This is a genomic window from Mycobacterium neumannii (assembly GCF_002245615.1).
In the GTDB taxonomy this organism is placed as follows: Bacteria; Actinomycetota; Actinomycetes; order Mycobacteriales; family Mycobacteriaceae; genus Mycobacterium; species Mycobacterium neumannii_A.
In genome coordinates, this window is sequence record NZ_NKCO01000002.1 from 1 (window position 1) to 24,255 (window position 24,255).

The following is a 24,255-nucleotide window of genomic DNA, read 5'->3' on the forward strand; positions in this document are numbered from 1 at the left end:
GGCTCGGAGAGGTGTATACGGGACAGGATCTCCGGGGGTCTCGTCGAATTGGACGGGGGCGGGCACCAACGGCAACTGGGCGCCGTTGTCGTAGTCCACCATCGTGAAGAATCCGTTGTCCCAGGCCTGCTGGTCGGTGAGCGTCTCGCGGGGGGACTGCACGATGCTCCACTGGCCTTCCTGGCTGGCGAGCACGGTCTTCCAATGCTGCAGCGGTTGTTCGGCGAACAACTCGTCGAGGAGTAAGACGCAGCGCTCCACGTTCTTGCGCCGGCAGGAGGCGGTCGCGAAATCCGGATCCTCGATCCACTCGGGTCGTCCGACGGCGCTGCAGAATCCCGGCCAGTACCGGTCGGCTTCGAGCATGGCGAGGAAGACGAAGCGGTCGTCGCTGGTCCGGTAGACGTTGGCCAGGGGATTGCCCGGGCGGCGGCGATCGCCCTTGGCCAGTTGGTCGCGGTCTGTGACATAGGTGCCCGCGATGCTCGACTGCATCGCCCACAGCCCCGCAGACAACAGCGAGGCATCGACGACCGCACCTTCGCCGGTGCGCTCGCGGTGATACAACGCAGCACAGATGCCACCCGCGAGGTTGAGTCCAGCCTGGATGTCGCCGACCGCGGGGCCCGGGAGATTGATCGGGTAGTCGTAGTCCGCCGGCATCGCGGCCGCCGCCAAACCTGCTCGCGCCCAGTAGGAAATGCCGTCGAAGCCGCCGCGGTCGGCGTCGGGGCCGCGGACGCCGTGACCGGTTCCTCTGGCGTAGATGATGCGCGGGTTTCGTGCGCGGATGTGTTCGGCGTCGATACACAGGCGCTGTCGGGCCGGGCCCAGGAAGTTCGTCAGGAAGACGTCGGCCTGGTCGACGAGCGTCATCAACGCCTCGTATCCGTCGGGATGGGCGATGTCTATCCCCGCGCAACGCTTTCCGCGATTGAGTACCTCCCACAACATGGTCACCCCGCCGTCGCCGGGTTTGACCCCGAACGCGGCCAGGCCGCGGATCGGGTCACCGGTCTCGGGGTGCTCGACCTTGACGACGTCGGCTCCCCAGTCGGCCAGTGCGCTGGCCGCGGCCGGTACGAAGCCGTAGAGGGCCACCTCCAGCACCCGCACACCCTGCAGCACTTTGGTCACGTCACACTCCTTCCGCACTGTCGGTGATGGGCGCCCACTGCGGCAGCAGCACCCCGGCCGCGTCGGAACGCGTGAAGAACCGCATGCGCTGCCCTTCGCGCAGGGGCGGAGCCCCGTCGAGGTGCGCGACCAGTCGAATGGTGGGATGTGCGGCGAGCGCGACCAGCGCGACGGTGTATGGAACCGGGAATGCACGGTGGACCGGATGATGAACCACCGCCCAGGAATACACGGTCGCCGTACCGTCAACCTCGCGCCAAGCCAGCCCGTCGGAAGCGCACCGCGGACACTGTGGCCGGGGCAGGTGGACCGGTAGATCGCATGCCTCACACCACTGGATAGCGAGCATGTCGCGTTGTGCCGCTTGCCAGAAACCGCCGGTGTCCGGGTCGTCGACGACGGGGGAGGGCGCATCGGTCATGGAAAGTCCTATGGGGTGGCGGTGAGCATCAGGGCGCTGGTGGCCGTCGGTAGACCCGATGTCACGAGACACACCTCGGCGCCGGGCACCTGACTGGTCGATTGCCCACGGATCTGCCGCACTCCTTCGACCACGTGGTTGAGGCCGTGGATGTAGCCCTCCGACAAGTTGCCGCCCGCCGTGTTGATGGGGAGGCTGCCTCCCATGCGCAGTGCTCCGCTCGCGGCGAAGTGACCACCCTCGCCCTTGGCGGCGAAGCCGTAGTCTTCCAACTGAAGCAGCACGGTGATGGTGAAGCAGTCATAGAACTGGGCGACGTCGACGTCCTCGGGTCCCAAACCGGCTCTGTGATAGAGCGTTTCGGCGGTGCGCTTCGACGGTTGTTCGACCAGGCTCTCTCGCATCAGTGCCGGGAAGACGAGGCCCGGTTGTTGGTATGCGTCGGCGCCCTGGGCCACCGCGCGGATCGATACCGGTGTCGAGGCGGCATCGTGCGCCCGTTCGCTGGAGGTCACCACGACGGCGCACGCGCCGTCGGTTTCCAGGCAGTAGTCGTAGAGGCGCAGCGGCTCGGTCACGGGCCGGGAGTCGAGGTAGTCGGTCAGGGTCATCGGTCTGCCGTGCATCTGGGCAGCGGGATTGGCGTTGGCATGTTCGCGGCAAGCCAGCGCGATCTCGCCCAGATGTTCGGGCTCGGTGCCGAATTCGACCATGTGACGTCGGGCGATCAACGCGAACATCTGGCCAGGCGCCATCAGGCCGTAGGGGAGGAAGAACTCGTCGTACGAGCCGTTCCCACCGACCGGCAGGTTCTGGCGCCGTCCACGACCGAATCGGGCCCCCGAACGTCCGTTGAGTGATCGGAAGACCAACACGGAGCGGGCCAGACCGCCCGCGATGGCCGCACACGCCTGGGCCACCATTCCCGCCGGGGCCGAGCCTCCGGTGCCGGTCGATCCCCAGTAGGTCAACGACGGCAGACCCAGGACATCGGCGAGGTCGTTGTGACGCACGGTGTCCTGTTCGCAGCGCACGATGCCGTCGATGTCGGCCGGTGCGAGTCCGGTGTCGGCGATCGCTGCGGTGCATGCCTGGGCGGCCAGGGCCAGTTCGGTCCGCCCGGACTTCCTGCTGAAGTCGGTGGCACCGATGCCGACGATCGCGCAGCGGTCACGCAGCGGATGCGGTGCCGGCGGAGCGGACATGAAAAGCACCCTAGCGTCAAACACCTCAAATATGACAGTATTCGGGCTGGCCGCTGGAGTCGGCTGACACCGCGACGCCCACCGGCGGCACCGGAAGCTCGGAGGTTGCAGATGACCGACACCCTCGACGCCGTCGCGCCGGAGATCCCCATCGATCTGTACTCGGCGAAGTCGTTCAGCAACGGCCACCCCTTCGAGCAGTACCGCTGGCTGCGGGCCAATGCGCCCGTCTACAGGCATCCGGCACCTGACGGCGGCTTCTTCTGGGCGGTGACGCGTAATGCCGACATCCGTCACATCGAGCACCATCCCGAGCTGTTCCAGTCTTCGCCGTCGGTCGGCATCGTCGACGCCGAGATCGAGGTCGGCTTCCTGTCGATGGACGCACCACGGCACGCGCTCTTTCGGAAAGTGATTGCCCCACGGTTGATCCCGGCGCGGGTGAAGCACATGCTTCCGGATCTGCAGCAGTTGGCCTCCGGCATCGTCGACGACGTGGCCGGTCTCGGCGAGTGCGACGTGGTCGAGTTGGCAGGTCAGATGGCCGGTTACACGGCGGCGGCGTTTCTGGGCATACCCCGCGAACACGGCCACCGCCTGCACGAGCTGTTCATGATCACGCACAGTTCTCCAGACATCGTGGGGGAGGAGGCGTTTCACGCGGCGTTCATCGAGATGGCCGGGATGGGCTTCGAGGCGTTCGCCGCCAAACGGGAGAATCCGGGCGATGACGTGTTGAGCGCCTACGCGAACATGGACGTCGACGGCCGCCCGATCACCGACATGGAGTTCATCGGCAACTTCATACTTCTCACCGACGGCAGTCTCGACACGTCGCGCAACCTCATCTCGGGTGGGATGAAGCTGTTGTTCGACCATCCGGAGGTGCGCCGACGCCTCGTCGAGGATCTCGACGCGCTCCTGCCCGGGGCGATCGAGGAGATGCTGCGCTTGCTCTCGCCGGTGGTCTACATCCGCCGCCTGGCCACCGAGGACACCGAGTTGGCCGGTCAGCCCATCGCCAAGAGGGACCGCGTGGTCATGTACTACGGCTCGGGCAATCGCGACGAGCGGGTCTACGACGATCCCGAAGCGTTCGACATCGACCGTAAACGCAGCGAACACATCGCGTTCGGTGGCGGCGGTCCGCACTTCTGCGTCGGCTCGCATCTGGGCCGCGCGGAAGGCGCGGTGATGATCCGTGAGTTGCTCACGCGGCTCCCCGACATCAAGCAGGCCGGACCCGAGACGTGGGCGGCGACCAGTCTGACGTCGGGTCTGTCCTCCCTTCCCGTGCGCTTCACGCCGAGGCCCTGCTAACGGGCTGGTTTCGGCGTGCTAACGATTCGAACCCGTCTGTCATTGTCGGGTGCGCGGATGCCGATGCCGTGGTGTCGTGGAAGCAATGTCGAATCGAGGGTGGGTTCTTGTCGGTGCCGTGGCCGCATGCTCGGCCGCGGCTGCGTTCACCGTGCCGTCGGCCGTCGCCGCGCCGGCATCCGACACCCGCGGCTACGTCGACTCGACCGCGCGTTGTGCGGCGCCCTACTCGGCGGTGGTGTTCGGCAGTACCGCCACGTCGCGCGTGGCGATCTGCGAGACACCCAACGGCAGCTATGAATACCGCGGAGTGCGGTTGCGCGACGGCGCCAAACTGATCAAAACCGCCGAGAAGTCGGGCAACACGTTCACGGTCGACAACGACGGAATCACGTATACCGTGTCCGAGGAATCGCTGATCCTCGCGGCGGGTTCGCGCGTCATCCGCGACGAGGCGATGCTGGATTTCCACGAGGTCTCCGCGTCGAGCCCAGGGACGTCGCCGCCCGCATCGAACCCGGGGGCGTCGCCGCCCGCGGCGAGTTCGGCCCCCACGACATCGCAGAAGCCGCTGCCACCACCGCTGCCCGCCGAAGTGGGGCACGACGAGAGCTGAGCGGACCGCAGCCTCTCAGTCGGCGACGTCGGACACCCGGCTCGACGGAGCGGCTCCGGCTTCGTGATCGCCCATCAAACGTCCTCGCGCGACTGAGGCGGCGCCGTCGCCGGTGATCAGCCACAGCGTGGTCAACTGAGAGATCAGCTCGTCGACGGTGATCGCCGCGGTGCCGTCGACGAAGGCCAGAACAGCATCGGCGGTGCCTCCGACCAGAAATGCCGGCGCGACCTTCGCCAGCGGGTCGCGGGCGAGTTCGACGCCGTGCACCGTGCGCGCGTGCTCGATGAGCACGTCGGTCAGGCTGCGCATCACCGCAACGCGGTGCGTGCGCAGACCCGGGGTCGCAGCGACCCCACCCAGCAGGACCCGCGCGCGGCGCGGATCGTCGACCAGGCTGTGCACCAACGCCGTGACGCACGCAAATGCCTGCTGCTCAACGGGTTTCGTCTGCGTTTGGACGGCAGCGCCTACGGTTGCGTCGCGGACGGCGGCGGCGATGTCATCGATCACGGCACCAGCCACCGCATCGACCTCGGTGAAGCTCTCGTAGAAGTAGCGCTTGTTGAGGCCTGCGTCGGCGCACAGGCGCTCGACGGTCACCTCGCGCCACTCGTCGCGGCTCATCGCCTCCAGGGCAGCCTCGAGCAGTCGCGACCGGCGCTGCTGCTGACGTTGCGCGCCGGAGACACCTCCATAGCTGCGCGGTGACGACGAGGCCATGGTTCAGATCGTCGCACCGTTGACAACGCTTCAACAAAACTGGCACGGTTACGTACCAGATAGTCGTCGAAGGGATCGGTCGATGATCAACCTCATGGACCCGCCGGCCTCACTGCTCGATGCGCGACAACGGCTCCAGGGGCGGCTTCAGGAGGTCGGCGCGACGGTCAGCGACCGGTGGCCCAGTCGCGACTGCCCGTTGGCGACACCGCCTGCCGGGTCCGGGCTCGCGCCGGTGATGGGCAATTACGGCGTGCCGTTCCTCGGCCACGTGCTGCCGACACTCGTCGATCCGTTGGAGTTCGCCCGCCGTCGGTACGCGAAGTACGGCCCCGTGTCATGGGCCGGCGGGGTCGGTTTCCGGGTCGTCGTGCTGCTGGGACCCGAAGCGCTCGAGGCGGCGTGGGTCAACCGGGACAAGGCGCTGTCGAGCACCCGGGGATGGCAACCGGTGATCGGACCCTTCTTCCATCGCGGCATCATGCTGCTGGATTTCGAGGAACACCGCGACCACCGGCGCATCATGCAGGGGGCGTTCACGCGCACTGCACTCAACACATATCTCACCGAGACTGCTGACGGCATCGACCGCGCGCTGGCCACCTGGCGGCCGGCGACCCGCTTTCCGATGTATCCGTCGATCAAACAGATGTTGTTGCAACAGGCGGCCGAGGTGTTCATCGGCACCGAAATCGGCGCGGAGTCCGACCAACTCATCCGCGACTTCCACGACACCGTGCACGGCGGGCAGGCCATCGTCCGCGCCGATGTGCCCGGCGGGACGTGGGCGCGAGGACTGCGGGCGCGAGAACGCCTCGAGCGCTACTTCGGCAGGCAGATCGCGGACCGCCGTCGCGGCGAGGGCGCCGATCTGTTCTCGATGCTGTGTCGCAGCGAATCCGACGACGGTCAACGTTTCACCGACGCCGACATCGTCAACCACATGATCTTCCTGTTGATGGCCGCTCACGACACCACGGCCATCGCCCTGGCCATGCTCGTCTATGAGCTGGGGCGAAACAGTCACTGGCAGAACATGCTTCGTGACGAGGCTGTCGCCCATCCGATCGATTCGCCCACCCTCGACGACCTGGAACAGTGCGCCTTGCTGGACGCTGCGTTCAAGGAAGTGCTGCGCATGTATGCCCCGGCGGGATCCCTGTTCCGCCAGGCGATTCGCGACACTGAGATCTGCGGGCACTACATACCGCGCAAGGCCCAGATCGCGATCAGCGTGCACGCCTCGATGCGGCTGGCCGACTGGTGGCCCGCGCCCGACACGTTCGACCCTTCGCGGTTCACCGACGCGACCAACCGCGCGGCGGTCAACCGATATGCGTTCGCGCCGTTCGGGGGCGGCGCCCACAAGTGCATCGGCCAGCAGTTCGCCGATATGACGGTCAAGACGGTGATGCACAAGCTGTTGCGCCGCTTCCGCTGGAGCGTGCCCGACGGTTACCGCGTGCCGCTCACGTGGGGGACCGGACCCACACCGGCCGACTCACTGCCGATCGAGCTCGAAACTCTCACTTGAGATTTCGGTCCTGCGCGGCAGCCCATGGCGCGTGATGGCTACGACCCGAACAGGGTCGTCATCGCGGTCGTCAGAGAAGCCATCGTGCGGTCGCGCTCGTCACCCAGTCCGACCAGCGCGTCGACGGTCAACGGACCGAGGATCTGAGTCAGGCCGTGCCCCTCGTGCCCGAAGAACCCGGCGATCTCCAGCAGCACCGCACCGTGGCTGATGCTCCACAGCCGCCCCGCGACGGCCGCCTCCCCGTCATCGCGGATGCGCCCGGCCTCGATCATCCGGCGCACGCCGGTGAGTAGTGCATCGAACGACACCGCCCACTCACTTCGGGCGCTGGCGCTGCCGGTGACCGTGAGGTCGGCGTGGTACCGGTTCAACGACTCGGCCGCGGTGCCGAACATCATCTGGTAGCGCTGGGGGTTCTGCAGCGCGAATTCCCGGTAGCGAGCGCCCATCACGAAGAAGTCCGCGACCGGGTCCTCGGTCGGTGCCACTTCGGTCAGGGCCCGCGTGAAGCGGGCGAACGACTCGCCGGCGATCGCGTCGATCAAACCCGACATGCCCCCGAAGTGGGTGTACACCGCCATCGTGGAGGTACCGGTTTCGGCTGCCAACTTGCGCGCGCTGAGGGCGGCCAGGCCGTCGCGTTCGAGGATGCGGATGCCGGTTTCGACCAGGTGCTCTCGAGCGCCGCTCACCCTTGCCATGGTGCCATAACGGTGTTATACAGAGGGGGCCATAACACTGTTATAGGGATGTCCCGATGACGAACCGTTACCTCGATGGCGCCTTCGCGCCGATTCACGACGAGCACACGCTGACCGACCTCGAGGTCACCGGGACGATTCCCGACCATCTCGACGGTCGCTATCTGCGCAACGGCCCGAACCCGATCGGGGAGCTCGATCCCGAGCTGTACCACTGGTTCATCGGAGACGGGATGGTGCACGGCATCCGGATCCGCGACGGCAGGGCGGAGTGGTATCGCAACCGGTGGGTCCGTGGCCCGCAGACCGCGCGGGCCCTGGGAGAGCGGCCGCCGAAAGGGTCCTTCCCGATCTCGGGAATCGGCGCCAACACCAACGTCATCGGGCATGCCGGCAAGACGATCGCGCTGATCGAGTCCGGCGTGACGAACGTCGAACTCACCGACGAGCTCGACACCGTCGGCGCATGCGATTTCGACGGGACGCTGACCGGCGGTTACACCGCGCATCCGAAGCGTGACCCGGACACCGGTGAGCTGCACGCCGTCTCGTACAGCATGTACCGCGGCAATACGGTGCAGTACTCGGTAATCGACACCGGCGGACGCGCGCGACGCACGGTCGACGTAGAGGTCGCGGGAAGCCCGATGATGCACGACTTCTCGCTGACCGAGAACCACGTCGTGTTCTACGACCTGCCGGTGACCTTTGACGCCGGTATGGCAGTGGAGATGACGGTTCCGCACGGTCTTCGGTTCGTCTCCCGGCTGGTGTTGTCGGCCCTCATCGGCCGGGTCCGCATCCCCGACCCGATCAGCGCACGGCAACCGCGGGGCGAGACCACCGATCGCCGCTTCCCGTACTCGTGGAACCCGCGGTATCCGGCGCGCGTGGGCGTGATGCCACGCGAGGGCGGCAACGCCGATGTGCGCTGGTTCGACGTCGAACCCTGCTACGTGTTCCATCCGATGAACGCCTACGACGACGGCGACACCATCGTGCTCGACGTCGTTCGTCACCCGAAGATGTTCGACACCAACCGGCTTGGCCCCGACGAGGGACCCCCGACGCTCGACCGCTGGACGGTCGATCTCGCCGACGGCAAGGTCCGCGAATCGCGCATCGACGATCGCGGTCAGGAGTTTCCCCGTGTCGACGAACGCCGCGCCGGTAGACGCCACCGCTACGGATATGCCCCGAGTGTCCGCGGTGGTGAAGCCGCCGACGTCCTGCTCAAGCACGACTTCATCGGCGGTGCAACCCAGTCGAGGTCGTTCGGCGAAGGGAAAGTGCTCGGGGAGTTCGTATTCGAGCCGTCCTCGCCGGAGGCGGCCGAGGACGACGGCGTGTTGATGGGCTACGTCTACGACCGCCGGACCAACCGCAGCGAGCTGGCGCTGCTCGATGCGCAGACACTGGAGGACGTCGCGACCATCGGGCTGCCGCACCGCGTGCCCGCGGGGTTCCACGGAAACTGGGTACCGGCCTAGGATTCACTCATGGCCGAACTGGTGCAGAGGTTCCTGGACCAGATTCGGGAACAGCACGCCGACAACGACGAAGGTGCGCTGGCCGACTACATCCCCGAACTGAGATCGGTCGACCCCAACGGCTTCGGCCTGTCGTTGTCCATGGCCGATGACCACGTCTACGAATCCGGCGACACGGCAATCGAATTCACCATCCAATCGATATCGAAGCCGTTCACCTACGCGCTCGCGCTCGAACGCATCGGCATGGAAGCCGTCGACGCCAACATCGGCGTCGAACCCTCCGGCGAGGCGTTCAACGAGATCAGCGTCGACGAAACCACCAAAACGCCGAAGAACCCGATGATCAACGCGGGCGCGATCGCCGCGGCCTCGTTGATACCCGGTGCCACCGCCGACGAGCGGTTCAACCAGATCCACGAGTTCTATTCGGCATTCGCGGGCCGCGAACTCGCAATCGATCACGACGTCTACGGCTCAGAGCAGGCGACCGGTAGCCGCAACCGCGCGATCGCCTACATGCTGCAGAGTTTCGGCGTGCTTGACGGCGATCCCGACGAGACGCTCGACGTCTACTTCCGGCAGTGCTCGATCAAGGTGACCACCACCGATCTGGCGAGAATGGCCGCAACGCTCGCGCGCGGGGGCGTCGAGCCCGTGGCGGGACGGCGCGTGGCAAGCGCGGCGGTCGTGCAGCGCACGCTGAGCGTCATGGTCACGTGCGGGATGTACGACGCGGCGGGGGATTGGGCCAGTGCGGTCGGCATGCCCGCCAAGAGCGGCGTCGGCGGCGGGATCGCGGCGGTGCTGCCCGGTCAGCTCGGCATCGGCGTCTACTCACCGCTGTTGGACGCCAAGGGCAACAGCGTGCGTGGGACCGAGGTGTGTCGCAGCCTGTCGGCGGATCTCGGTCTGCACTTCCTCGCGCACACCCGCGAGTCGCGGTCGACGATCCGCAACACGTACGACGTCAGACCGGGTGTGCGGGTATTCGAACTGCACGGCGACCTGCTGTTCGCCGGCGCCGAGCAGGTGCTGCGCAGGGTGTACTCCGAGCGCGAGGCATTCGACGTCGCGGTCCTCGAGTTGTCCCGGGTCGACGACGTCGACGACGCGGCGCGCCGCATGTTCGCGGGCATGCGCGAATCGCTCGTGGCCGCGGGCAAGGAGGGCTACGTGGTCGACCCCGACCGGTTGCTGACCGCGAGCCACACCAAGGGTTTCGACGCCAGGGTGTACGGCACGCTCGAGGAGGCGGTGAGCGCCACGGCGAACCTGCGGACCGGTGACTCAGGCGGGTAGGGCCAACCTCGTCGGCTCGTCGTGGCCCCGCAACGTCACCTCGTCGCCCAAACGCCAGTGGGCGCACTCGGTTTCGCTCGCGCCCGACACCGCATCAGAGCTGGCCAGTACATGGCCGGGAGTTTCCTTGGCCAGTTCACACAGCCGTGCCGCCTCGTTGACGGGCTCGCCGATGACGGTGTACTCGAAACGTTCTCGGGCGCCGACGTTGCCCGCCACCGCTTCGCCGGCGGCGACCCCGATGCCGGCATCGAACTCGGGCACCTCTTCGTGGATGCGCCGCGCGATCGCCCGCGCGGCGGCCAGCGCCGAATCCTCCGGGTTCTCCAGACGCACCGGAGCCCCGAACACCGCGAGCGCACCGTCACCCTCGAACTTGTTGACGAAGCCGTGATGACGATCCACTTCCTCGACGACCACCGCAAAGAACCGGTTGAGAAGGCCGACGACGTCGGTCGCGCGCTTGGACGTGACCAGCTTCGTCGACCCGATGATGTCGACGAAGATGACCGCGACATGACGCTCCTCGCCGCCGAGCTTGGGCCGTTGCTTCTCGGCCTCGGCGGCGACCTCCCGGCCGACGTGGCGCCCGAAGATGTCGCGCAGGCGTTCACGTTCCTTGAGCCCGTGCACCATCTTGTTGAACCCCCGCTGTAGCTCACCGAGTTCGGTGCCGTCGAAAACGACGAGACTGCAGTCCAGATCGCCCTCCTCGACGTGCTTGAGAGCCGAGCGCACAACTCGGACCGGGGTGGCGATGAGCCACGACAGCAGCCACATCAGAGTCAGCCCGAAGGCGAGGGCGATCACCGCGATGATCATCACGGCTACCGCGAACTGGGTAGCGGTGAGGTTCCGCAGCGCCAGTGTGAACACCGCGAGCAGAAGGATGCCGAGCACCGGCACCCCGGAACTGAGCAGCCAGACCGTCATGGTGCGGCCCATGACGCCGTGCGCCAATCGTCGCGGGGGGCGACCGGCCTCGAGCGCCTGAGCGGCGATCGGGCGCAGAGCGAACTCGGTGACCATGTAGCAGGCGGTCGCCACCACGATGCCGGGAAAGCCCACCGCGAGCAGGAACCGGGGAATGAACGCGGGGTCCTGCATCCCGTACAGCACGGTCAGCAGCACCGTGCCGATGCCCCACAACAGCAGGAGCTTCTTGGCCACTCGCCACGGAGCGAGGAACACATTGCGCTGGTCTTCTCGGGTGGGTGGCCGCTCCTCGATGGCCCACCGCAGCGAGCCGACGGTGCGCGAAGTGATCCATGTCGTGCCGAAGATCAGCGCGACAACCATGTAGGTAGGCACGACGCCCCAGGTCAGCCAGGCAGGCGCGTCGGTGAAGACACTGGGAACCGGGATTGCGACCCCGTTGAGCAGCAGCGAAACCGCGATGCCGAGGATGTTGATGAACAGGATGAAGAACGTCAGGATCACCTGGATACGGACGCGTCGGCGCCCCTGACTTTCCTCCGGCCTGCCGAGTAACCACGACCCGTATTCCGGGGTGCCGGTCAGCCGCGCACTCTGGCGGGTCACCGTCTCCAGGACGCGACCCAGCCGATGTGCGACGCTCCTGTTGGCGGTCATCGTCCCCTCAGCCTAAATTGCCGGGCGGCCACCTAAGGTGGTCGGGTGCGTCTCGTGATCGCCCAGTGCACTGTCGACTACGTCGGGCGCCTGACCGCTCACCTGCCTTCGGCGCGGCGGCTGCTGCTGATCAAGGCGGATGGTTCGGTGAGCGTGCACGCCGACGACCGTGCCTACAAACCGTTGAACTGGATGACCCCGCCGTGTCGCCTGACCGAGGACACCTCCGGCCCGACCCCCGTGTGGGTGGTCGAGAACAGGGCCGGTGAGCAGCTGCGGATCACCGTCGAAGCCATCGAACACGACTCCAGCCACGAACTCGGCGTCGATCCCGGCCTGGTCAAGGACGGCGTCGAGGCGCATCTGCAGGAGTTGTTGGCCGAGCACGTCGAATTGCTCGGGGCGGGTTACACGCTGGTGCGGCGCGAGTACATGACTGCGATCGGACCGGTCGACCTGTTGTGTCGCGACGCCAACGGCGGGTCGGTTGCGGTCGAGATCAAGCGCCGCGGCGAGATCGACGGAGTGGAGCAGCTCACCCGTTATCTCGAGCTACTCAACCGCGACACCCTGCTGGCCCCGGTCGCCGGAGTCTTCGCCGCCCAGCAGATCAAGCCGCAGGCCCGCACGCTGGCCACCGACCGCGGCATCCGCTGCGTCACGTTGGACTACGACAAGATGCGCGGCATGGACAGCGACGAGTTCCGGCTGTTCTGATGGCCCGCAAGCGGTCTCGTCGGCGGTCCGAGCGGCCGCCACCGCCGCTGCCTGCATCCCGACGCGTCGAGACCGGGCCGGACGGCTACGAGTACGAGGTGCGTCCGATCGCCGCCGCGCGGGCCACCAAGACATACCGGTGTCCGGGCTGTGATCACGAAATCCGGCCTGGCACAGCACATGTCGTGGTACTTCCGGCCGATGTGGGGGAGCGGGCGGCCGACGACCGTCGGCACTGGCACACGCCGTGCTGGACGCACCGCGCGACGCGTGGCCCGACCCGCAGGTGGTCTTAGTGGTCGCCGTCCGCAGCGGGCTCGACGAGCTCGATGAGGACGCCGCCGGCGTCCTTCGGGTGGATGAAGTTGATCCGTGAGTTCGCGGTGCCGCGGCGCGGGGCGTCGTAGAGCAACTGCACGCCGTCGGCGCGCAGGCGCTCGCTGAGCGCGTCGATATCGCTGACGCGGTAGGCCAGTTGCTGAAGACCGGGGCCGCGTTTGTCGATGAATTTGGCGATCGTCGAGGTCTCGTCCAGCGGCGCCATCAACTGGATCTGCGCGCTGCCCACAGGGGCGCCACGCACCGAGAGCATCGCCTCGCGCACGCCCTGGTCCTCGTTGATCTCCTCATGGAGAACGATCATGCCGAGATGATCGTGGTACCACTTGATCGCGGCGTCGAGGTCCGGAACGGCGATCCCCACGTGATCGATCGCCGTCACCAGTGCGCTGGCGAGCGCTGGACGTGCGCCTACGTGTTCGGTGGTCATAGCGTAACGGTAACCTTGAGACAGATGTTTGTGGAATGTGTCATGGAACACAGATCGCTATACCCACTTTTCGGAGGTAGTAAATGACCACGTCGGTGATCGTTTCCGGGGCACGCACACCGGTCGGCAAGCTGATGGGCTCGCTGAAGGACTTCTCCGGCAGCGACCTCGGCGGGATCGCGATCAAGGCGGCGCTCGAGAACGGCAACGTCGACGCGGCTGCCGTCGAGTACGTGATCATGGGCCAGGTCCTCACCGCGGGCGCCGGGCAGATGCCGGCCCGGCAGGCCGCCGTCGGGGCGGGTATCGGCTGGGACGTTCCCTCGCTGACCATCAACAAGATGTGCCTGTCGGGTATCGACTCGATCGCGCTGGCCGACCAGTTGATCCGTGCCGGCGAGTTCGACGTCGTCGTGGCCGGCGGCCAGGAATCGATGACCCAGGCGCCGCACCTGCTGATGAACAGCCGGTCGGGCTACAAGTACGGCGACGTCACAGTGCTCGACCACATGGCCTACGACGGTCTGCACGACGTGTTCACCGATCAGCCGATGGGCGCGCTCACCGAGCAGCGCAACGATGTCGACCAGTTCACCCGCGCCGAACAAGACGAGTTCGCCGCCCGGTCCCACCAGAAGGCCGCAGCCGCTTGGAAAGACGGTGTCTACGCCGACGAGGTAGTGCCGGTGCAGATCCCGCAGCGCAAGGGCGACCCGCTGGAGTTCGCCGAGGACGAAGGCATCCGCGCCAACACCACCGTCGAGTCGCTGGCCGGTCTGAAGCCGGCATTCCGCAAGGACGGCACCATCACCGCCGGGTCGGCCTCGCAGATCTCCGACGGCGCGTGTGCCGTCGTCGTGATGAACAAGGCCAAGGCCGAGGAACTGGGGCTGTCGTGGCTGTGTGAGATCGGTGCGCACGGTGTCGTCGCAGGCCCGGACTCCACGCTGCAGTCGCAGCCGGCCAACGCCATCAAGAAGGCGGTTGCGCGTGAGGGCATCTCGGTCGATCAGCTCGACGTCATCGAGATCAACGAGGCGTTCTCCGCGGTCGCGCTGGCCTCGACAAAGAAGCTCGGAGTCGATCCCGGCAAGGTCAACGTCAACGGCGGTGCGATCGCCATCGGACATCCGATCGGGATGTCGGGCGCCCGCATCACGTTGCATGCGGCGCTCGAGCTCGCCCGGCGCCGGGGCGACGGGAAGAAGCAAGGTTCTGGTTACGCCGTGGCCGCGCTGTGCGGGGCCGGCGGTCAGGGTGATGCGCTGATCCTCCGCGGGGGCTGAGGTCCTACGACGGCGTGTAGTAATCGACACGTGTTTCGGGCACAATGGCGGCCATGACTCGCCTGCTGAATCAGCGCACCGTCGCGGGATGGTTCCGTTTCGTCGCCCTGCTCGAGGCGGTGAGCTGGGTCGGACTGCTGATCGGCATGTACTTCAAGTACCTCGGCACCCCGCGCACCGAGATCGGCGTCAAGGTGTTCGGCCCCGCCCACGGAGCGGTCTTCGTGGCGTTCGTCGCGCTCGGGTTGCTCGCGGCCGTGATGTTCAAATGGGCGACTGGTACGTGGTTGCTGGGGATCGTCGCGAGCATCGTGCCGCTCGCCAGTGTGGTCTTCCTCATGTGGGTGGAGCGCACCGGCCGGCTGGGAGCGGAGTCCGTCGTCGCGCCGATCGCGCAACCGGGGCAGCCGGTCGGTGAAACGACGTGACAAACTTATGGGCGTGAGTCGTCCACGCCCCTCTATCGCGGCCTCGATGGCCGGTGCGGTTGATCTGTCCGCCCTCAAGCAGCGGCCCTCGACGGGTGATAGCGAATCGTCTTCGCCCGCCGGTGGAGTGGAAGTCACCGAGGCGAACCTCGAAGCCGAGGTGCTGGTCCGGTCCAATCAAGTTCCCGTCGTGGTGCTGCTGTGGTCACCGCGCAGCGATGCGAGCGTCCAATTGGGTGATGCCCTCGGTCAACTGGCCACAGCCGACGGCGGGAAATGGGCGTTGGCGACGGTCAACGTCGACGTCGTCCCCCGCGTGGCGCAGATGTTCGGTGTGCAGGCGATCCCGACCGTGGTCGCGCTGGCCGCCGGACAACCCCTGTCGAGTTTCCAGGGCATGCAGCCTCCCGAGCAGTTGCGCCGGTGGATCGACTCGCTGCTGAACGCGGTCGCGGGTAAGTTGCCCGGCGGAGCTGAGGAGGGGGAGTCCGAAGAGGTCGATCCCGAACTCGCGCAGGCGCGTTCGCATCTGGACGCCGGTGACTTCGATGCCGCGCGCTCCGCGTACCAGGTGATTCTCGACGCCAACCCCGGTCACGCCGAAGCCAAGGGCGCCGTCCGCCAGATCGATTTCCTGCAGCGGGCCACCACCCGGACGCCCGACGCGATCGCCGCCGCCGACGCGGACCGCGGCGACATCGAGTTGGCGTTCGCCGCCGCCGACGTCGAGGTCCTCCAGCAGAACATCGCGGCGGCCTTCGACCGGCTCATCGACCTCGTCAAGCGGACGTCCGGCGACGACCGCACCACCGTGCGTACGCGACTGATCGAGCTGTTCGACCTGTTCGATCCGGCCGATCCCGAGGTCATCGCCGGTCGGCGCAAGCTGGCCAACGCGCTGTACTGACCTTCAATACCTTTCGTCGAAGCCGACGAATTGGCGGTTTCTCGTTGTGTTTTTCCGCCATTGCGTCGGTTGCGGCGCAACCTGGCGTCCCCTACTCGGCGACGTATTCGAACCAAAGCGCGGACAGCGGGGGCAGCACCATGACCGCCGACGCCGGACGCCCGTGCCACGGCTCGTCGGTCGCCTCCACCGCACCGTAGTTACCGATGCCCGACCCGTTGTAGATGTCGGCGTCGGTGTTGAGCACCTCGCGCCAGGTGCCTGCGTGCGGTAACCCCAGGCGATAGCGGGAGTGCTCGGCGCCGGAGAAGTTGAACACGCACGCCAGCACGGAGCCATCGTCGCCGTAGCGCAGGAAGCTCAGCACGTTGTTGGCCGAATCGTTGGCGTCGATCCAGCTGTAGCCCTCGGGTCGGGTGTCTTGGGACCACAGCGCCCGCCGGGTTCGGTAGACGGTGTTCATGTCGTGCACCATGCGCTGGATGCCGGTCGAGAAGCTGTTCTCGTCGAGCTGATACCAGTCCACGCCACGCTCCTCGGACCACTCGGCGCGCTGACCGAACTCCTGGCCCATGAACAGCAGCTGCTTGCCTGGATGCGCCCACTGATACGCCAGCAGGCTGCGCAGCCCGGCGGCCTTGTTGTGGTCGTTGCCCGGCATCCTGCCCCACAGCGTGCCCTTGCCGTGCACGACCTCGTCATGGCTGATCGGCAGCACATAGTTCTCGCTGAACGCGTAGAGCATCGAGAAGGTGATCTCGTGGTGGTGGTAGCTGCGGTGGATCGGATCGCGTTTGATGAACTCCAGCGTGTCGTTCATCCAGCCCATGTTCCACTTCATCGAGAAGCCAAGGCCGCCAAGGTTCGTCGGCCTGGTCACTCCGGGCCACGAGGTGGACTCTTCGGCGACCGTCACGATGCCGGGGGCGGCCTTGTGCACGGTCGCGTTCATCTCCTGAAGAAACTGCACGGCTTCGAGGTTCTCGCGACCGCCGTAGATGTTCGGGGTCCATCCGCCTTCGGGGCGCGAGTAGTCGAGGTAGAGCATCGAGGCGACCGCATCCACCCGCAGGCCGTCGATGTGGTACTCCTGCAGCCAGTACAACGCGTTGGCCACCAGGAAGTTGCGCACCTCGGCACGGCCGAAATCGAAGACGTAAGTGCCCCAATCCAATTGCTCGCCGCGGCGAGGATCGGAGTGCTCGTAGAGCGCGGTGCCGTCGAAACGGCCGAGCGCCCAGGCGTCCTTCGGGAAGTGGGCGGGCACCCAGTCCATGATCACGCCGATGCCGGCCTGGTGCAGCGTGTCGACGAGGTGGCGGAACTCGTCGGGGGTGCCCAGCCGCGACGTCGGCGCGTAATACGAGGTGACTTGATAACCCCACGAGCCGCCGAACGGATGCTCGGCCACGGGCATCAGCTCGACATGGGTGAACCCGTTCTCGACAACGTATTGGGTGAGCTGGGAGGCCAGTTCGCGATAGCTCAGACCAGGACGCCACGACATCAGGTGCACCTCGAGGGTGCTCATCGGCTCGAACACCGGGTTCTGGGCCGCGCGGCGCGTCATCCACTCGTCGTCCGCCCACGTGTAGTCGCTGCGGGTCACCTTCGAGGCGGTCTTGGGCGGTACCTCGGTCGCGAACGCCATCGGATCGGCGCGCTCGCTGACCGAACCGTCGGCGCCGTGGATGCGGAACTTGTACAACCCGCCGATCTCGAAGCCCGGCCAGAACACCTCCCACACGCCGGTCGACCCGAGCACACGCAACTGGGCTTCGTTGCCGTCCCAGTGGTTGAACTCGCCGATCAGACTGACGCCCTTGGCGTTCGGAGCCCACACCGCGAACGAGACACCGTCGACGACGCCGTCGGGGGTGGTGTAGCTGCGGGGGTGTGCGCCGAGGATCTCCCATAACCGCTCGTGGCGGCCCTCGGAGAAAAGGTGCAAGTCGACCTCGCCGAGCGTGGGCAGGAACCGGTACGCGTCGGCCACCGTGTGTACCTGGGTCGAGGCGTCGCTACCGGGGTAGTGCACCTCGAGCCGATAGTCGGCCAGCCCGGTGAACGGCAGTGCGACCGCGAACAACCCGGCTTCGATGTGCTGGAACACATATCGCTCACCGCCGATGACCGCGACCACCTCGACGGCATGGGGTCGATAGGCGCGGATCACGGTGTGGTCGTCGTACTCGTGGGCGCCGAGCACCGAATGCGGGTCGTGGTGCTCGCCGGCCAGCAGCCGGTTGAGGTCGGCGGTGTGCGGCCGCAGATGTGGGCTGCTCGCTTGTTTGGTCTGCGTCATGTCGTCACTCCCTACGCAGCAGATTGAGTCGTTGGTCGGCGGGCACCTGCGGCATGTTCAACACGTGTGCCACCGCGCGCACCGGGTCGAGGCGCACGTAATTGGACTGCCCCCATTGGTATTCGTCGCCGGTGATCTCGTCGCGGACCCAGAACCGGTCGTAGGGCTCCATCCCGAGGGCGGGCATGTCCAGCCACAGGGTGGCCTCCTCGGGTCCGAACGGGTTGAGCGTGACCACCACCAGCACCTGGTCTCCGGTGGCCGGATCGAACTTGCTGTAGGCCAGCAGCGCGTCGTTGTCGGCGTGGTGGAACGTGATGGTGCGCAACTGATGTAGGGCGGGATGCAGTCGACGGATCTCGTTGAGCCGGGTGATGAACGGCTCCAGCGATTCACCGTCGGCGAGCGCTGCGTCGAAGTCGCGGGGTCGCAGCTCGTACTTCTCGGAGTTGAGGTACTCCTCGCTGCCTTCCCGGACCGCACGGTGTTCGTACAGTTCGAATCCCGAGTACATCCCCCACGCCGAACTCATCGTCGACGCGAGCACCGCGCGGATAGCGAACATCCCGGGGCCTCCGTGCTGCAGGCTTTCGTGCAGGATGTCGGGCGTGTTGACGAACAGGTTCGGGCACGCGTAGTCGGCGTGCTCGGCGATCTGTTGGCCGAACTCGGTGAGCTCCCACTTAGCGGTGCGCCAGGTGAAGTACGAATACGACTGTGTGAACCCCAGTTTGGCCAATCCGTACAGCCGTGCGGGACGGGTGAATGCCTCGGAGAGGAACAGCACATCGGGGTGCTCGTTTTTCACCTGGCCGATCAGCCAGGCCCAGAAGTTCGGCGGCTTGGTGTGCGGGTTGTCGACCCGGAAGATCTTGACGCCGTGCGAGATCCAGTGCCTTACCACCCGCAGCACCTCTTCGTAGAGCCCGGCGGGGTCGTTGTCGAAGTTCAGCGGATAGATGTCCTGGTACTTCTTCGGGGGGTTCTCCGCGTAGGCGATGGTGCCGTCGGGCAGCACGGTGAACCACTCGGGGTGTTTCTTGGCCCAGGGATGGTCGGGGGCGCACTGCAGCGCGAGGTCGAGCGCCACCTCCATGCCGTCGTCGCGAGCCGCGGCGACGAAGTCGTCGAAGTCGTCGATCGTGCCCAGGTCCGGATGGACCGCGTCGTGGCCGCCCTCGTCGCTTCCGATGGCCCACGGCGAGCCGACGTCGTTGGGCGCGGCGGTGACGCTGTTGTTGCGGCCTTTGCGGTGCACCTTGCCGATCGGGTGGATCGGCGGGAGGTAGACCACGTCGAAGCCCATCCGGGCGATCCGGGGCAGCGCCTTGGTGGCGGTGGCGAAGGTGCCGTGCACCGGGTTGCCCTTGGCGTCCCAGCCGCCGGTCGAGCGGGGGAAGAACTCGTACCACGCGGTGAACCGCGCCTCGGCGCGGTCGACCCAGACGCCGTACTGCTCGCCGCGGGTCACCAACTCGCGCAGCGGATATTCGTCGAGCAGACGGGTGACCTCCGGTGCCAGCGCGGCGCCGGCACGGGTGAACGGATCGCCTGGCTGGCGCAGCCGTGCCGCAGCCTCGATCAGCGGATAGCGATGCTGACGCGGCACACCGGTTGAGGCGCGTTCCAGCAGCCGGGCGCCGACCAGTAGGTCGTTCGACAGCTCCGATTCGCTCTGGCCCGCGTCGAGCTTGGCCGTGACGTTCTTGCGCCAGGTCGCGACCGGATCACCCCAGCCGTCCACCCGAAACGTCCACAGACCGGGGCAGTCGGGGGTGAACGCACCATGAAAGACGTCGGGAGTCCGCCCCGTCGTCATCGGCAGATGCTGCGGCTTCTTGCGCGGCGTAGCGCCGAGCACAGTCTCGATGGGCACCGCTTCGGCGGTCACCAGCCCCGGCGGATCGTCGGCGAGCTGGGGATATGCCGTGCCGTGGTAGCGCACCACCAGGGTGGCCGCGACGGCGTCGTGGCCCTCGCGCCAGACTGTGGCCGCGACCGGAACGATTTCGCCGACGACCGCCTTCGCGGGGTACCGCCCCTCGGAGACGACAGGCGCGACGTCATCGATCTCGATTCGACCGGCCACCTATCACTCCTCCTTCTGGCGCGGCCGCCGAAGTGCTCTGCCGGCATCGCCGGCGTGGCCGCTGTGTCGTCTTGGTCGCGTTCACAGTCAAGATGAATAAGCCTCGTCGCGCCCTATACCCACGTTAGTGCGCAGCCCAACCCGAAGCGGGCCAAGCAGTCCGACCGGGCGCCCTGCGAGCCGCCGGATTGTCAGTAATGTTGTTCCGCGTGATAGCCCGATGAAAGCGCTGAGAAGGTTCACCGTCCGAACGCATCTGCCCGACCGGCTGGCTGCGCTCGAACGGCTGTCGATCAACCTGCGCTGGTCCTGGGACCGACCGACGCAGGATCTGTTCGAGACGATCGACCCCGAGCTGTGGAAGCGGGTCGGCTGCGATCCGGTCGGCCTGTTGGGGCAGGTCAGCCCGCAGCGCCTGGACACGCTCGCCGGCGACGAGGAGTTCTTGCGCCGTCTCGACGGGCTGGCCGCCGATCTCGACGACTACCTCAACCGGCCGCTGTGGTACCAGCAGGAGCTCGAACACGGTGCCCAACTGCCCAACGGCATCGCGTACTTCTCGATGGAGTTCGGGGTGGCCGAGTCCCTCCCGAACTACTCGGGGGGCCTGGGCATCCTCGCCGGCGACCACCTCAAAGCCGCGTCGGATCTGGGCCTGCCGCTGATCGCGGTCGGGCTGCTCTACCGTTCGGGTTACTTTCGCCAGTCACTGACCGCCGATGGCTGGCAGCACGAGAGCTATCCGGCGCTGGACCCGCAGGGGCTGCCGCTTCGGCTGCTCACCGACCGCGACGGGCAACGGGTCCTCGTCGCCGTGGCGATGCCCAGCGAGAACGGGTACGACGGTCAGCTGCAGGCGCGGGTGTGGATCGCCCAGGTGGGCCGAATTCCGTTGCTGCTGCTGGATTCCGACGTCCCGGAGAATGACCACGACCTGCGTGGCGTGACCGATCGGCTCTACGGCGGCGATCAGGAGCACCGGATCAAACAGGAGATCCTCGCCGGTGTGGGCGGGGTGCGGGCGATCCGCGCGTTCATCGAGTTGGAAGGCCGGCCCTCGCCCGAGGTGTTCCACATGAACGAGGGACATGCCGGCTTCCTCGGTGTCGAGCGCATCCGGGAACTCATCGACGCCGGGCTCGACTTCGACACCGCGCTGACGGTGGTGCGGTCCTCGACGGTGTTCACCACGCACACCCCGGTGCCCGCGGGGATCGACCGGTTCCCGGTGGAGATGGTGCGGCGGTACTTCGGCGGTTCGACCGACGGCCCCTCGGGTGCGATGTCGCGGCTGCTGCCGGGCCTTCCGCTCGATCGCATCATCGCGTTCGGCGAGGAGGACGACCCGACCAAGTTCAACATGGCCCACATGGGTCTGCGGCTGGCCCAGCGCGCCAACGGTGTCTCGATGCTGCACGGCAACGTCAGCAGGCACATGTTCAACGAGCTGTGGCCGGGTTTCGATCCCGGCGAGGTGCCGATCGGGTCGATCACCAACGGTGTGCACGCGCCGACCTGGGCGGCGCCGCAGTGGATGGAACTCGGCCGCGAGCTGCTCGGCAGCGAGGACCTCACCAGTGCGCGCGAACCCGCGGTGTGGGGCCGCCTGCAGCAGGTCGACACCGGCCACCTGTGGTGGATCCGCTCGCAGCTGCGTGAGCAGCTCGTCGAGGACGTGCGCGCGAGGCTGCGCCGTTCCTATCTGGAACGCGGCGCGGCGGAAGCCGAACTGGGCTGGATCGCAACGGCTTTCGATCCCAACGTCCTGACGATCGGGTTCGCGCGGCGGGTGCCGACCTACAAGCGTCTGACGTTGATGCTGCGCGACCCCGAACGGCTGGAGCGACTGCTGCTCAACGACGAGCGGCCGATCCAGCTCATCGTCGCGGGGAAATCCCACCCCGCCGACGACGGCGGCAAGGCCCTGATCCAGCAGGTGGTGAAGTTCGCCGACCGGCCCGAGGTCCGGCACCGGATCGCCTTTTTGCCCGACTACGACATGTCGATGGCCCGCCAGCTGTACTGGGGATGCGACGTGTGGCTCAACAATCCGCTGCGGCCGTTGGAGGCGTGCGGCACGTCGGGCATGAAGAGCGCGCTCAACGGCGGGCTGAACCTGTCCATCCGCGACGGGTGGTGGGACGAGTGGTACGACGGCGAGAACGGGTGGGAAATCCCCACCGCCGACGGTCTGGCCGACGAGAACCGGCGTGACGACCTCGAAGCGGCCGCTCTGTATGACCTGCTGGAGACGACGGTGGCGCCGAAGTTCTACGACCGCGACGAGCGTGGCGTCCCGGCGCGGTGGGTCGAGATGGTGCGGCACACGCTGATCGTGTTGGGTCCCAAGGTGCTGGCGTCGCGGATGGTGCGCGACTACACCGAGAAGTACTACGCGCCGGCGGCGCAGTCGCTGCGACGGACCGTCGAACCCGGCAATGATGGTGAACCATTCGGCGCCGCAAGGGATCTGGCCGGCTACCGGCTGCGTGCCCAGGAATCGTGGCCCAAGATCCAGATCACCGACGTCGACAGCTACGGTCTGCCCGACACCCCGCTGCTGGGTTCGGAGCTCACGTTGACCGCCACCGTGTACCTGGCGGGCCTGCGCCCCGAAGAGGTTGCCGTGCAAGCGGTGCTGGGTCGCGTCGACGCGAGCGACCAACTCGTCGAACCGGTGACGGTGCCGATGGCGCACACAGGGAGCGCCGACGCCGGCAGGGAAGTGTTCTCCGCGACCGCTCCGTTGCCCGTAGCCGGGCCGGTGGGTTACACCGTGCGCGTCCTGCCGCACCACCCGCTGCTGGCGGGCGACAACGAGCTCGGCCTCGTCACGCTCGCGTGACACACGCGATCAAGGTCGCGCTCGACGGCGGGCCCTACGGGATCGCGGCAGGTCCGGACGGCGCGCTCTGGGTGACGCTGGTGCACGACGGCGCGATCGCGCGGGTCACCGACAGCGGCGAGGTCGCGACGTCTCCCGTGGCACCGGGCTGTCGGCCGTCGATCATCACCGCGGGCCCCGACGGAGCGCTGTGGTTCACCCGCAACGGCGACGACCACATCGGCCGCATCACCACCGCCGGCGAAGTGAGCGCGTTCGAACTCCCGGCGGGAAGCGCTCCATACGGCATCACGACGGCCCCCGACGGGGCGCTGTGGTTCACGGCGATGGGCTCCGGAATGGTCGCTCGGATGTCGACGGACGGTGAGGTTTCGGAGGCCCACCCGGTCGGCGGAGCGCCGGCGATGATCGTCACCGGTCCCGACGGGGCGCTGTGGTTCACGCTGAATCAAGCCAGCGCCGTCGGCCGCCTCACCCTCGGCGGTGACCTTTCCATCCGCGAAACACCCACTGCCGCCTCGGGTCCCGTCGGCATCACGGCAACCCACGACGACGCGCTGTGGTTCACCGAGATCGTCGCCGAACGCCTCGGCCGGATACCGATCGACGATGCCATCCAGGAAATCGACCTGCCCGGCAAGCCGCATGCGGTGGTCGCCGATCCCAGCGACGGCGTGTGGGTGACGCTGTGGGGGTCCAGCCAGCTCGCCCGCGTCGGCGGTGACGGTGACATCGTCACGATCGACCTGCCGCCGGGCAGTGAACCGCACGGGCTCGCGGTGGACCCCGATGGCGCCGTCTGGGTCGCACTGGAAGCCGGTCACATCCTGCGAATGCCGACCTGACCGGGCAATCGGAACGATT

Annotated in this window: 21 protein-coding genes; 12 read left to right on the plus strand and 9 right to left on the minus strand. The window is 67.0% G+C overall.

Annotation, left to right across the window (positions count from 1 at the left end; all coding sequences use genetic code 11):
* From CEX88_RS02615 to CEX88_RS02625, 3 genes are all read right to left on the minus strand, one after another.
* Positions 1 to 1,137 (minus strand): CaiB/BaiF CoA transferase family protein (locus tag CEX88_RS02615; protein ID WP_094292318.1); only part of this gene is annotated, 1,137 nt, incomplete at its 3' end.
* Position 1,138: 1 nt separating this feature from the next.
* The gene (locus CEX88_RS02620) at positions 1,139 to 1,558 is read right to left on the minus strand and encodes a Zn-ribbon domain-containing OB-fold protein (protein WP_094292319.1); all 420 of its coding nucleotides are present in this window, start codon (positions 1,556 to 1,558) and stop codon (positions 1,139 to 1,141) included.
* 8 nt (positions 1,559 to 1,566) lie between these two features.
* Entirely contained in the window at positions 1,567 to 2,763 is a 1,197-nt protein-coding gene (locus CEX88_RS02625) for a thiolase C-terminal domain-containing protein (RefSeq protein ID WP_094292320.1), read from the minus strand.
* Between the two features lie 111 nt (positions 2,764 to 2,874).
* Between CEX88_RS02625 and CEX88_RS02630 the strand changes: the two genes are divergently transcribed.
* Together CEX88_RS02630 and CEX88_RS02635 are read left to right on the plus strand one after the other, a co-directional pair.
* On the plus strand, positions 2,875 to 4,083 hold the full coding sequence (locus CEX88_RS02630; protein WP_094292321.1) for a cytochrome P450: 1,209 nt from the start codon (positions 2,875 to 2,877) through the stop codon (positions 4,081 to 4,083).
* A gap of 85 nt (positions 4,084 to 4,168) precedes the next feature.
* Positions 4,169 to 4,699: a hypothetical protein gene (locus CEX88_RS02635; protein WP_064397358.1), complete on the plus strand. Its 531-nt coding sequence runs from the start codon at positions 4,169 to 4,171 to the stop codon at positions 4,697 to 4,699.
* A 15-nt stretch (positions 4,700 to 4,714) separates the two neighbouring features.
* Here CEX88_RS02635 and CEX88_RS02640 read toward each other — a convergent pair whose 3' ends face one another.
* The gene (locus tag CEX88_RS02640; RefSeq protein WP_068201185.1) at positions 4,715 to 5,422 is read right to left on the minus strand and encodes a TetR/AcrR family transcriptional regulator; all 708 of its coding nucleotides are present in this window, start codon (positions 5,420 to 5,422) and stop codon (positions 4,715 to 4,717) included.
* Positions 5,423 to 5,504: 82 nt separating this feature from the next.
* Here CEX88_RS02640 and CEX88_RS02645 point away from each other — a divergent pair, with 82 nt between their 5' ends.
* Positions 5,505 to 6,956: a cytochrome P450 gene (locus tag CEX88_RS02645; RefSeq protein WP_231984712.1), complete on the plus strand. Its 1,452-nt coding sequence runs from the start codon at positions 5,505 to 5,507 to the stop codon at positions 6,954 to 6,956.
* A 38-nt stretch (positions 6,957 to 6,994) separates the two neighbouring features.
* Here CEX88_RS02645 and CEX88_RS02650 read toward each other — a convergent pair whose 3' ends face one another.
* Positions 6,995 to 7,651, minus strand: a complete 657-nt coding sequence (locus CEX88_RS02650; RefSeq protein ID WP_231984711.1) for a TetR/AcrR family transcriptional regulator — start codon at positions 7,649 to 7,651, stop codon at positions 6,995 to 6,997.
* Between the two features lie 65 nt (positions 7,652 to 7,716).
* On the opposite strand from CEX88_RS02650, the gene CEX88_RS02655 reads away from it, so the two are divergent.
* Both CEX88_RS02655 and glsA read left to right on the plus strand, forming a co-directional pair.
* Positions 7,717 to 9,150, plus strand: a complete 1,434-nt coding sequence (locus CEX88_RS02655) for a carotenoid oxygenase family protein (RefSeq protein ID WP_094292322.1) — start codon at positions 7,717 to 7,719, stop codon at positions 9,148 to 9,150.
* A gap of 9 nt (positions 9,151 to 9,159) precedes the next feature.
* The gene (gene glsA, locus CEX88_RS02660; RefSeq protein ID WP_094292323.1) at positions 9,160 to 10,452 is read left to right on the plus strand and encodes a glutaminase A; all 1,293 of its coding nucleotides are present in this window, start codon (positions 9,160 to 9,162) and stop codon (positions 10,450 to 10,452) included.
* On the opposite strand, the gene CEX88_RS02665 is transcribed toward glsA, so the two are convergent.
* Entirely contained in the window at positions 10,441 to 12,045 is a 1,605-nt protein-coding gene (locus CEX88_RS02665; RefSeq protein ID WP_094292324.1) for an adenylate/guanylate cyclase domain-containing protein, read from the minus strand. The two genes, glsA and CEX88_RS02665, sit on opposite strands and share 12 nt — an antisense overlap.
* Positions 12,046 to 12,090: 45 nt before the next feature.
* On the opposite strand from CEX88_RS02665, the gene nucS reads away from it, so the two are divergent.
* Positions 12,091 to 12,762 carry an endonuclease NucS gene (gene nucS, locus CEX88_RS02670; RefSeq protein ID WP_066843461.1) on the plus strand — a complete coding sequence of 224 codons (672 nt, stop codon included), beginning with the start codon at positions 12,091 to 12,093 and terminating at the stop codon, positions 12,760 to 12,762.
* Entirely contained in the window at positions 12,762 to 13,058 is a 297-nt protein-coding gene (locus CEX88_RS26250; RefSeq protein WP_082961674.1) for a hypothetical protein, read from the plus strand. The genes nucS and CEX88_RS26250 overlap by 1 nt, the downstream gene beginning before the upstream one ends.
* Here the strand turns inward: CEX88_RS26250 and mce are convergent.
* On the minus strand, positions 13,055 to 13,531 hold the full coding sequence (mce, locus tag CEX88_RS02680) for a methylmalonyl-CoA epimerase (RefSeq protein ID WP_066843463.1): 477 nt from the start codon (positions 13,529 to 13,531) through the stop codon (positions 13,055 to 13,057). The two genes, CEX88_RS26250 and mce, sit on opposite strands and share 4 nt — an antisense overlap.
* Before the next feature lie 83 nt (positions 13,532 to 13,614).
* Here mce and CEX88_RS02685 point away from each other — a divergent pair, with 83 nt between their 5' ends.
* Genes CEX88_RS02685 through CEX88_RS02695 form a run of 3 tightly spaced genes read left to right on the plus strand, consistent with a single transcriptional unit; the run spans position 13,615 to position 16,152 of the window.
* Complete coding sequence (locus tag CEX88_RS02685) at positions 13,615 to 14,817, plus strand: acetyl-CoA C-acetyltransferase (protein WP_094292325.1); 1,203 nt, start codon at positions 13,615 to 13,617, stop codon at positions 14,815 to 14,817.
* A 44-nt stretch (positions 14,818 to 14,861) separates the two neighbouring features.
* Positions 14,862 to 15,245, plus strand: coding sequence for a DUF3817 domain-containing protein (locus CEX88_RS02690; RefSeq protein WP_094292326.1), 384 nt, complete (start codon positions 14,862 to 14,864; stop codon positions 15,243 to 15,245).
* Positions 15,246 to 15,258: 13 nt separating this feature from the next.
* On the plus strand, positions 15,259 to 16,152 hold the full coding sequence (locus tag CEX88_RS02695) for a tetratricopeptide repeat protein (RefSeq protein WP_202931355.1): 894 nt from the start codon (positions 15,259 to 15,261) through the stop codon (positions 16,150 to 16,152).
* Positions 16,153 to 16,243: 91 nt separating this feature from the next.
* On the opposite strand, the gene glgB is transcribed toward CEX88_RS02695, so the two are convergent.
* Entirely contained in the window at positions 16,244 to 18,457 is a 2,214-nt protein-coding gene (gene glgB / locus CEX88_RS02700) for a 1,4-alpha-glucan branching protein GlgB (protein WP_094292328.1), read from the minus strand.
* A 4-nt stretch (positions 18,458 to 18,461) separates the two neighbouring features.
* Positions 18,462 to 20,546: an alpha-1,4-glucan--maltose-1-phosphate maltosyltransferase gene (locus CEX88_RS02705; RefSeq protein WP_094292329.1), complete on the minus strand. Its 2,085-nt coding sequence runs from the start codon at positions 20,544 to 20,546 to the stop codon at positions 18,462 to 18,464.
* 220 nt (positions 20,547 to 20,766) lie between these two features.
* Here CEX88_RS02705 and CEX88_RS02710 point away from each other — a divergent pair, with 220 nt between their 5' ends.
* Together CEX88_RS02710 and CEX88_RS02715 are read left to right on the plus strand one after the other, a co-directional pair.
* Positions 20,767 to 23,391 carry a glycosyltransferase family 1 protein gene (locus CEX88_RS02710; RefSeq protein WP_066843477.1) on the plus strand — a complete coding sequence of 875 codons (2,625 nt, stop codon included), beginning with the start codon at positions 20,767 to 20,769 and terminating at the stop codon, positions 23,389 to 23,391.
* Positions 23,388 to 24,236: a virginiamycin B lyase family protein gene (locus CEX88_RS02715; protein WP_094292330.1), complete on the plus strand. Its 849-nt coding sequence runs from the start codon at positions 23,388 to 23,390 to the stop codon at positions 24,234 to 24,236. Before CEX88_RS02710 ends, CEX88_RS02715 begins: the two co-directional genes overlap by 4 nt.
* Positions 24,237 to 24,255 lie beyond the last annotated feature (19 nt).

Coding starts and splice junctions, on each gene's coding strand:
- CEX88_RS02620 (WP_094292319.1), bottom strand. CDS start 1,558: ATGACCGATGCGCCCTCCCCCGTCGTCGACGACCCGGACACCGGCGGT.
- CEX88_RS02625 (WP_094292320.1), bottom strand. CDS start 2,763: ATGTCCGCTCCGCCGGCACCGCATCCGCTGCGTGACCGCTGCGCGATC.
- CEX88_RS02630 (WP_094292321.1), top strand. CDS start 2,875: ATGACCGACACCCTCGACGCCGTCGCGCCGGAGATCCCCATCGATCTG.
- CEX88_RS02635 (WP_064397358.1), top strand. CDS start 4,169: ATGTCGAATCGAGGGTGGGTTCTTGTCGGTGCCGTGGCCGCATGCTCG.
- CEX88_RS02640 (WP_068201185.1), bottom strand. CDS start 5,422: ATGGCCTCGTCGTCACCGCGCAGCTATGGAGGTGTCTCCGGCGCGCAA.
- CEX88_RS02645 (WP_231984712.1), top strand. CDS start 5,505: ATGATCAACCTCATGGACCCGCCGGCCTCACTGCTCGATGCGCGACAA.
- CEX88_RS02655 (WP_094292322.1), top strand. CDS start 7,717: ATGACGAACCGTTACCTCGATGGCGCCTTCGCGCCGATTCACGACGAG.
- glsA (WP_094292323.1), top strand. CDS start 9,160: ATGGCCGAACTGGTGCAGAGGTTCCTGGACCAGATTCGGGAACAGCAC.
- CEX88_RS02665 (WP_094292324.1), bottom strand. CDS start 12,045: ATGACCGCCAACAGGAGCGTCGCACATCGGCTGGGTCGCGTCCTGGAG.
- CEX88_RS26250 (WP_082961674.1), top strand. CDS start 12,762: ATGGCCCGCAAGCGGTCTCGTCGGCGGTCCGAGCGGCCGCCACCGCCG.
- mce (WP_066843463.1), bottom strand. CDS start 13,531: ATGACCACCGAACACGTAGGCGCACGTCCAGCGCTCGCCAGCGCACTG.
- CEX88_RS02685 (WP_094292325.1), top strand. CDS start 13,615: ATGACCACGTCGGTGATCGTTTCCGGGGCACGCACACCGGTCGGCAAG.
- CEX88_RS02690 (WP_094292326.1), top strand. CDS start 14,862: ATGGCGGCCATGACTCGCCTGCTGAATCAGCGCACCGTCGCGGGATGG.
- glgB (WP_094292328.1), bottom strand. CDS start 18,457: ATGACGCAGACCAAACAAGCGAGCAGCCCACATCTGCGGCCGCACACC.
- CEX88_RS02710 (WP_066843477.1), top strand. CDS start 20,767: ATGAAAGCGCTGAGAAGGTTCACCGTCCGAACGCATCTGCCCGACCGG.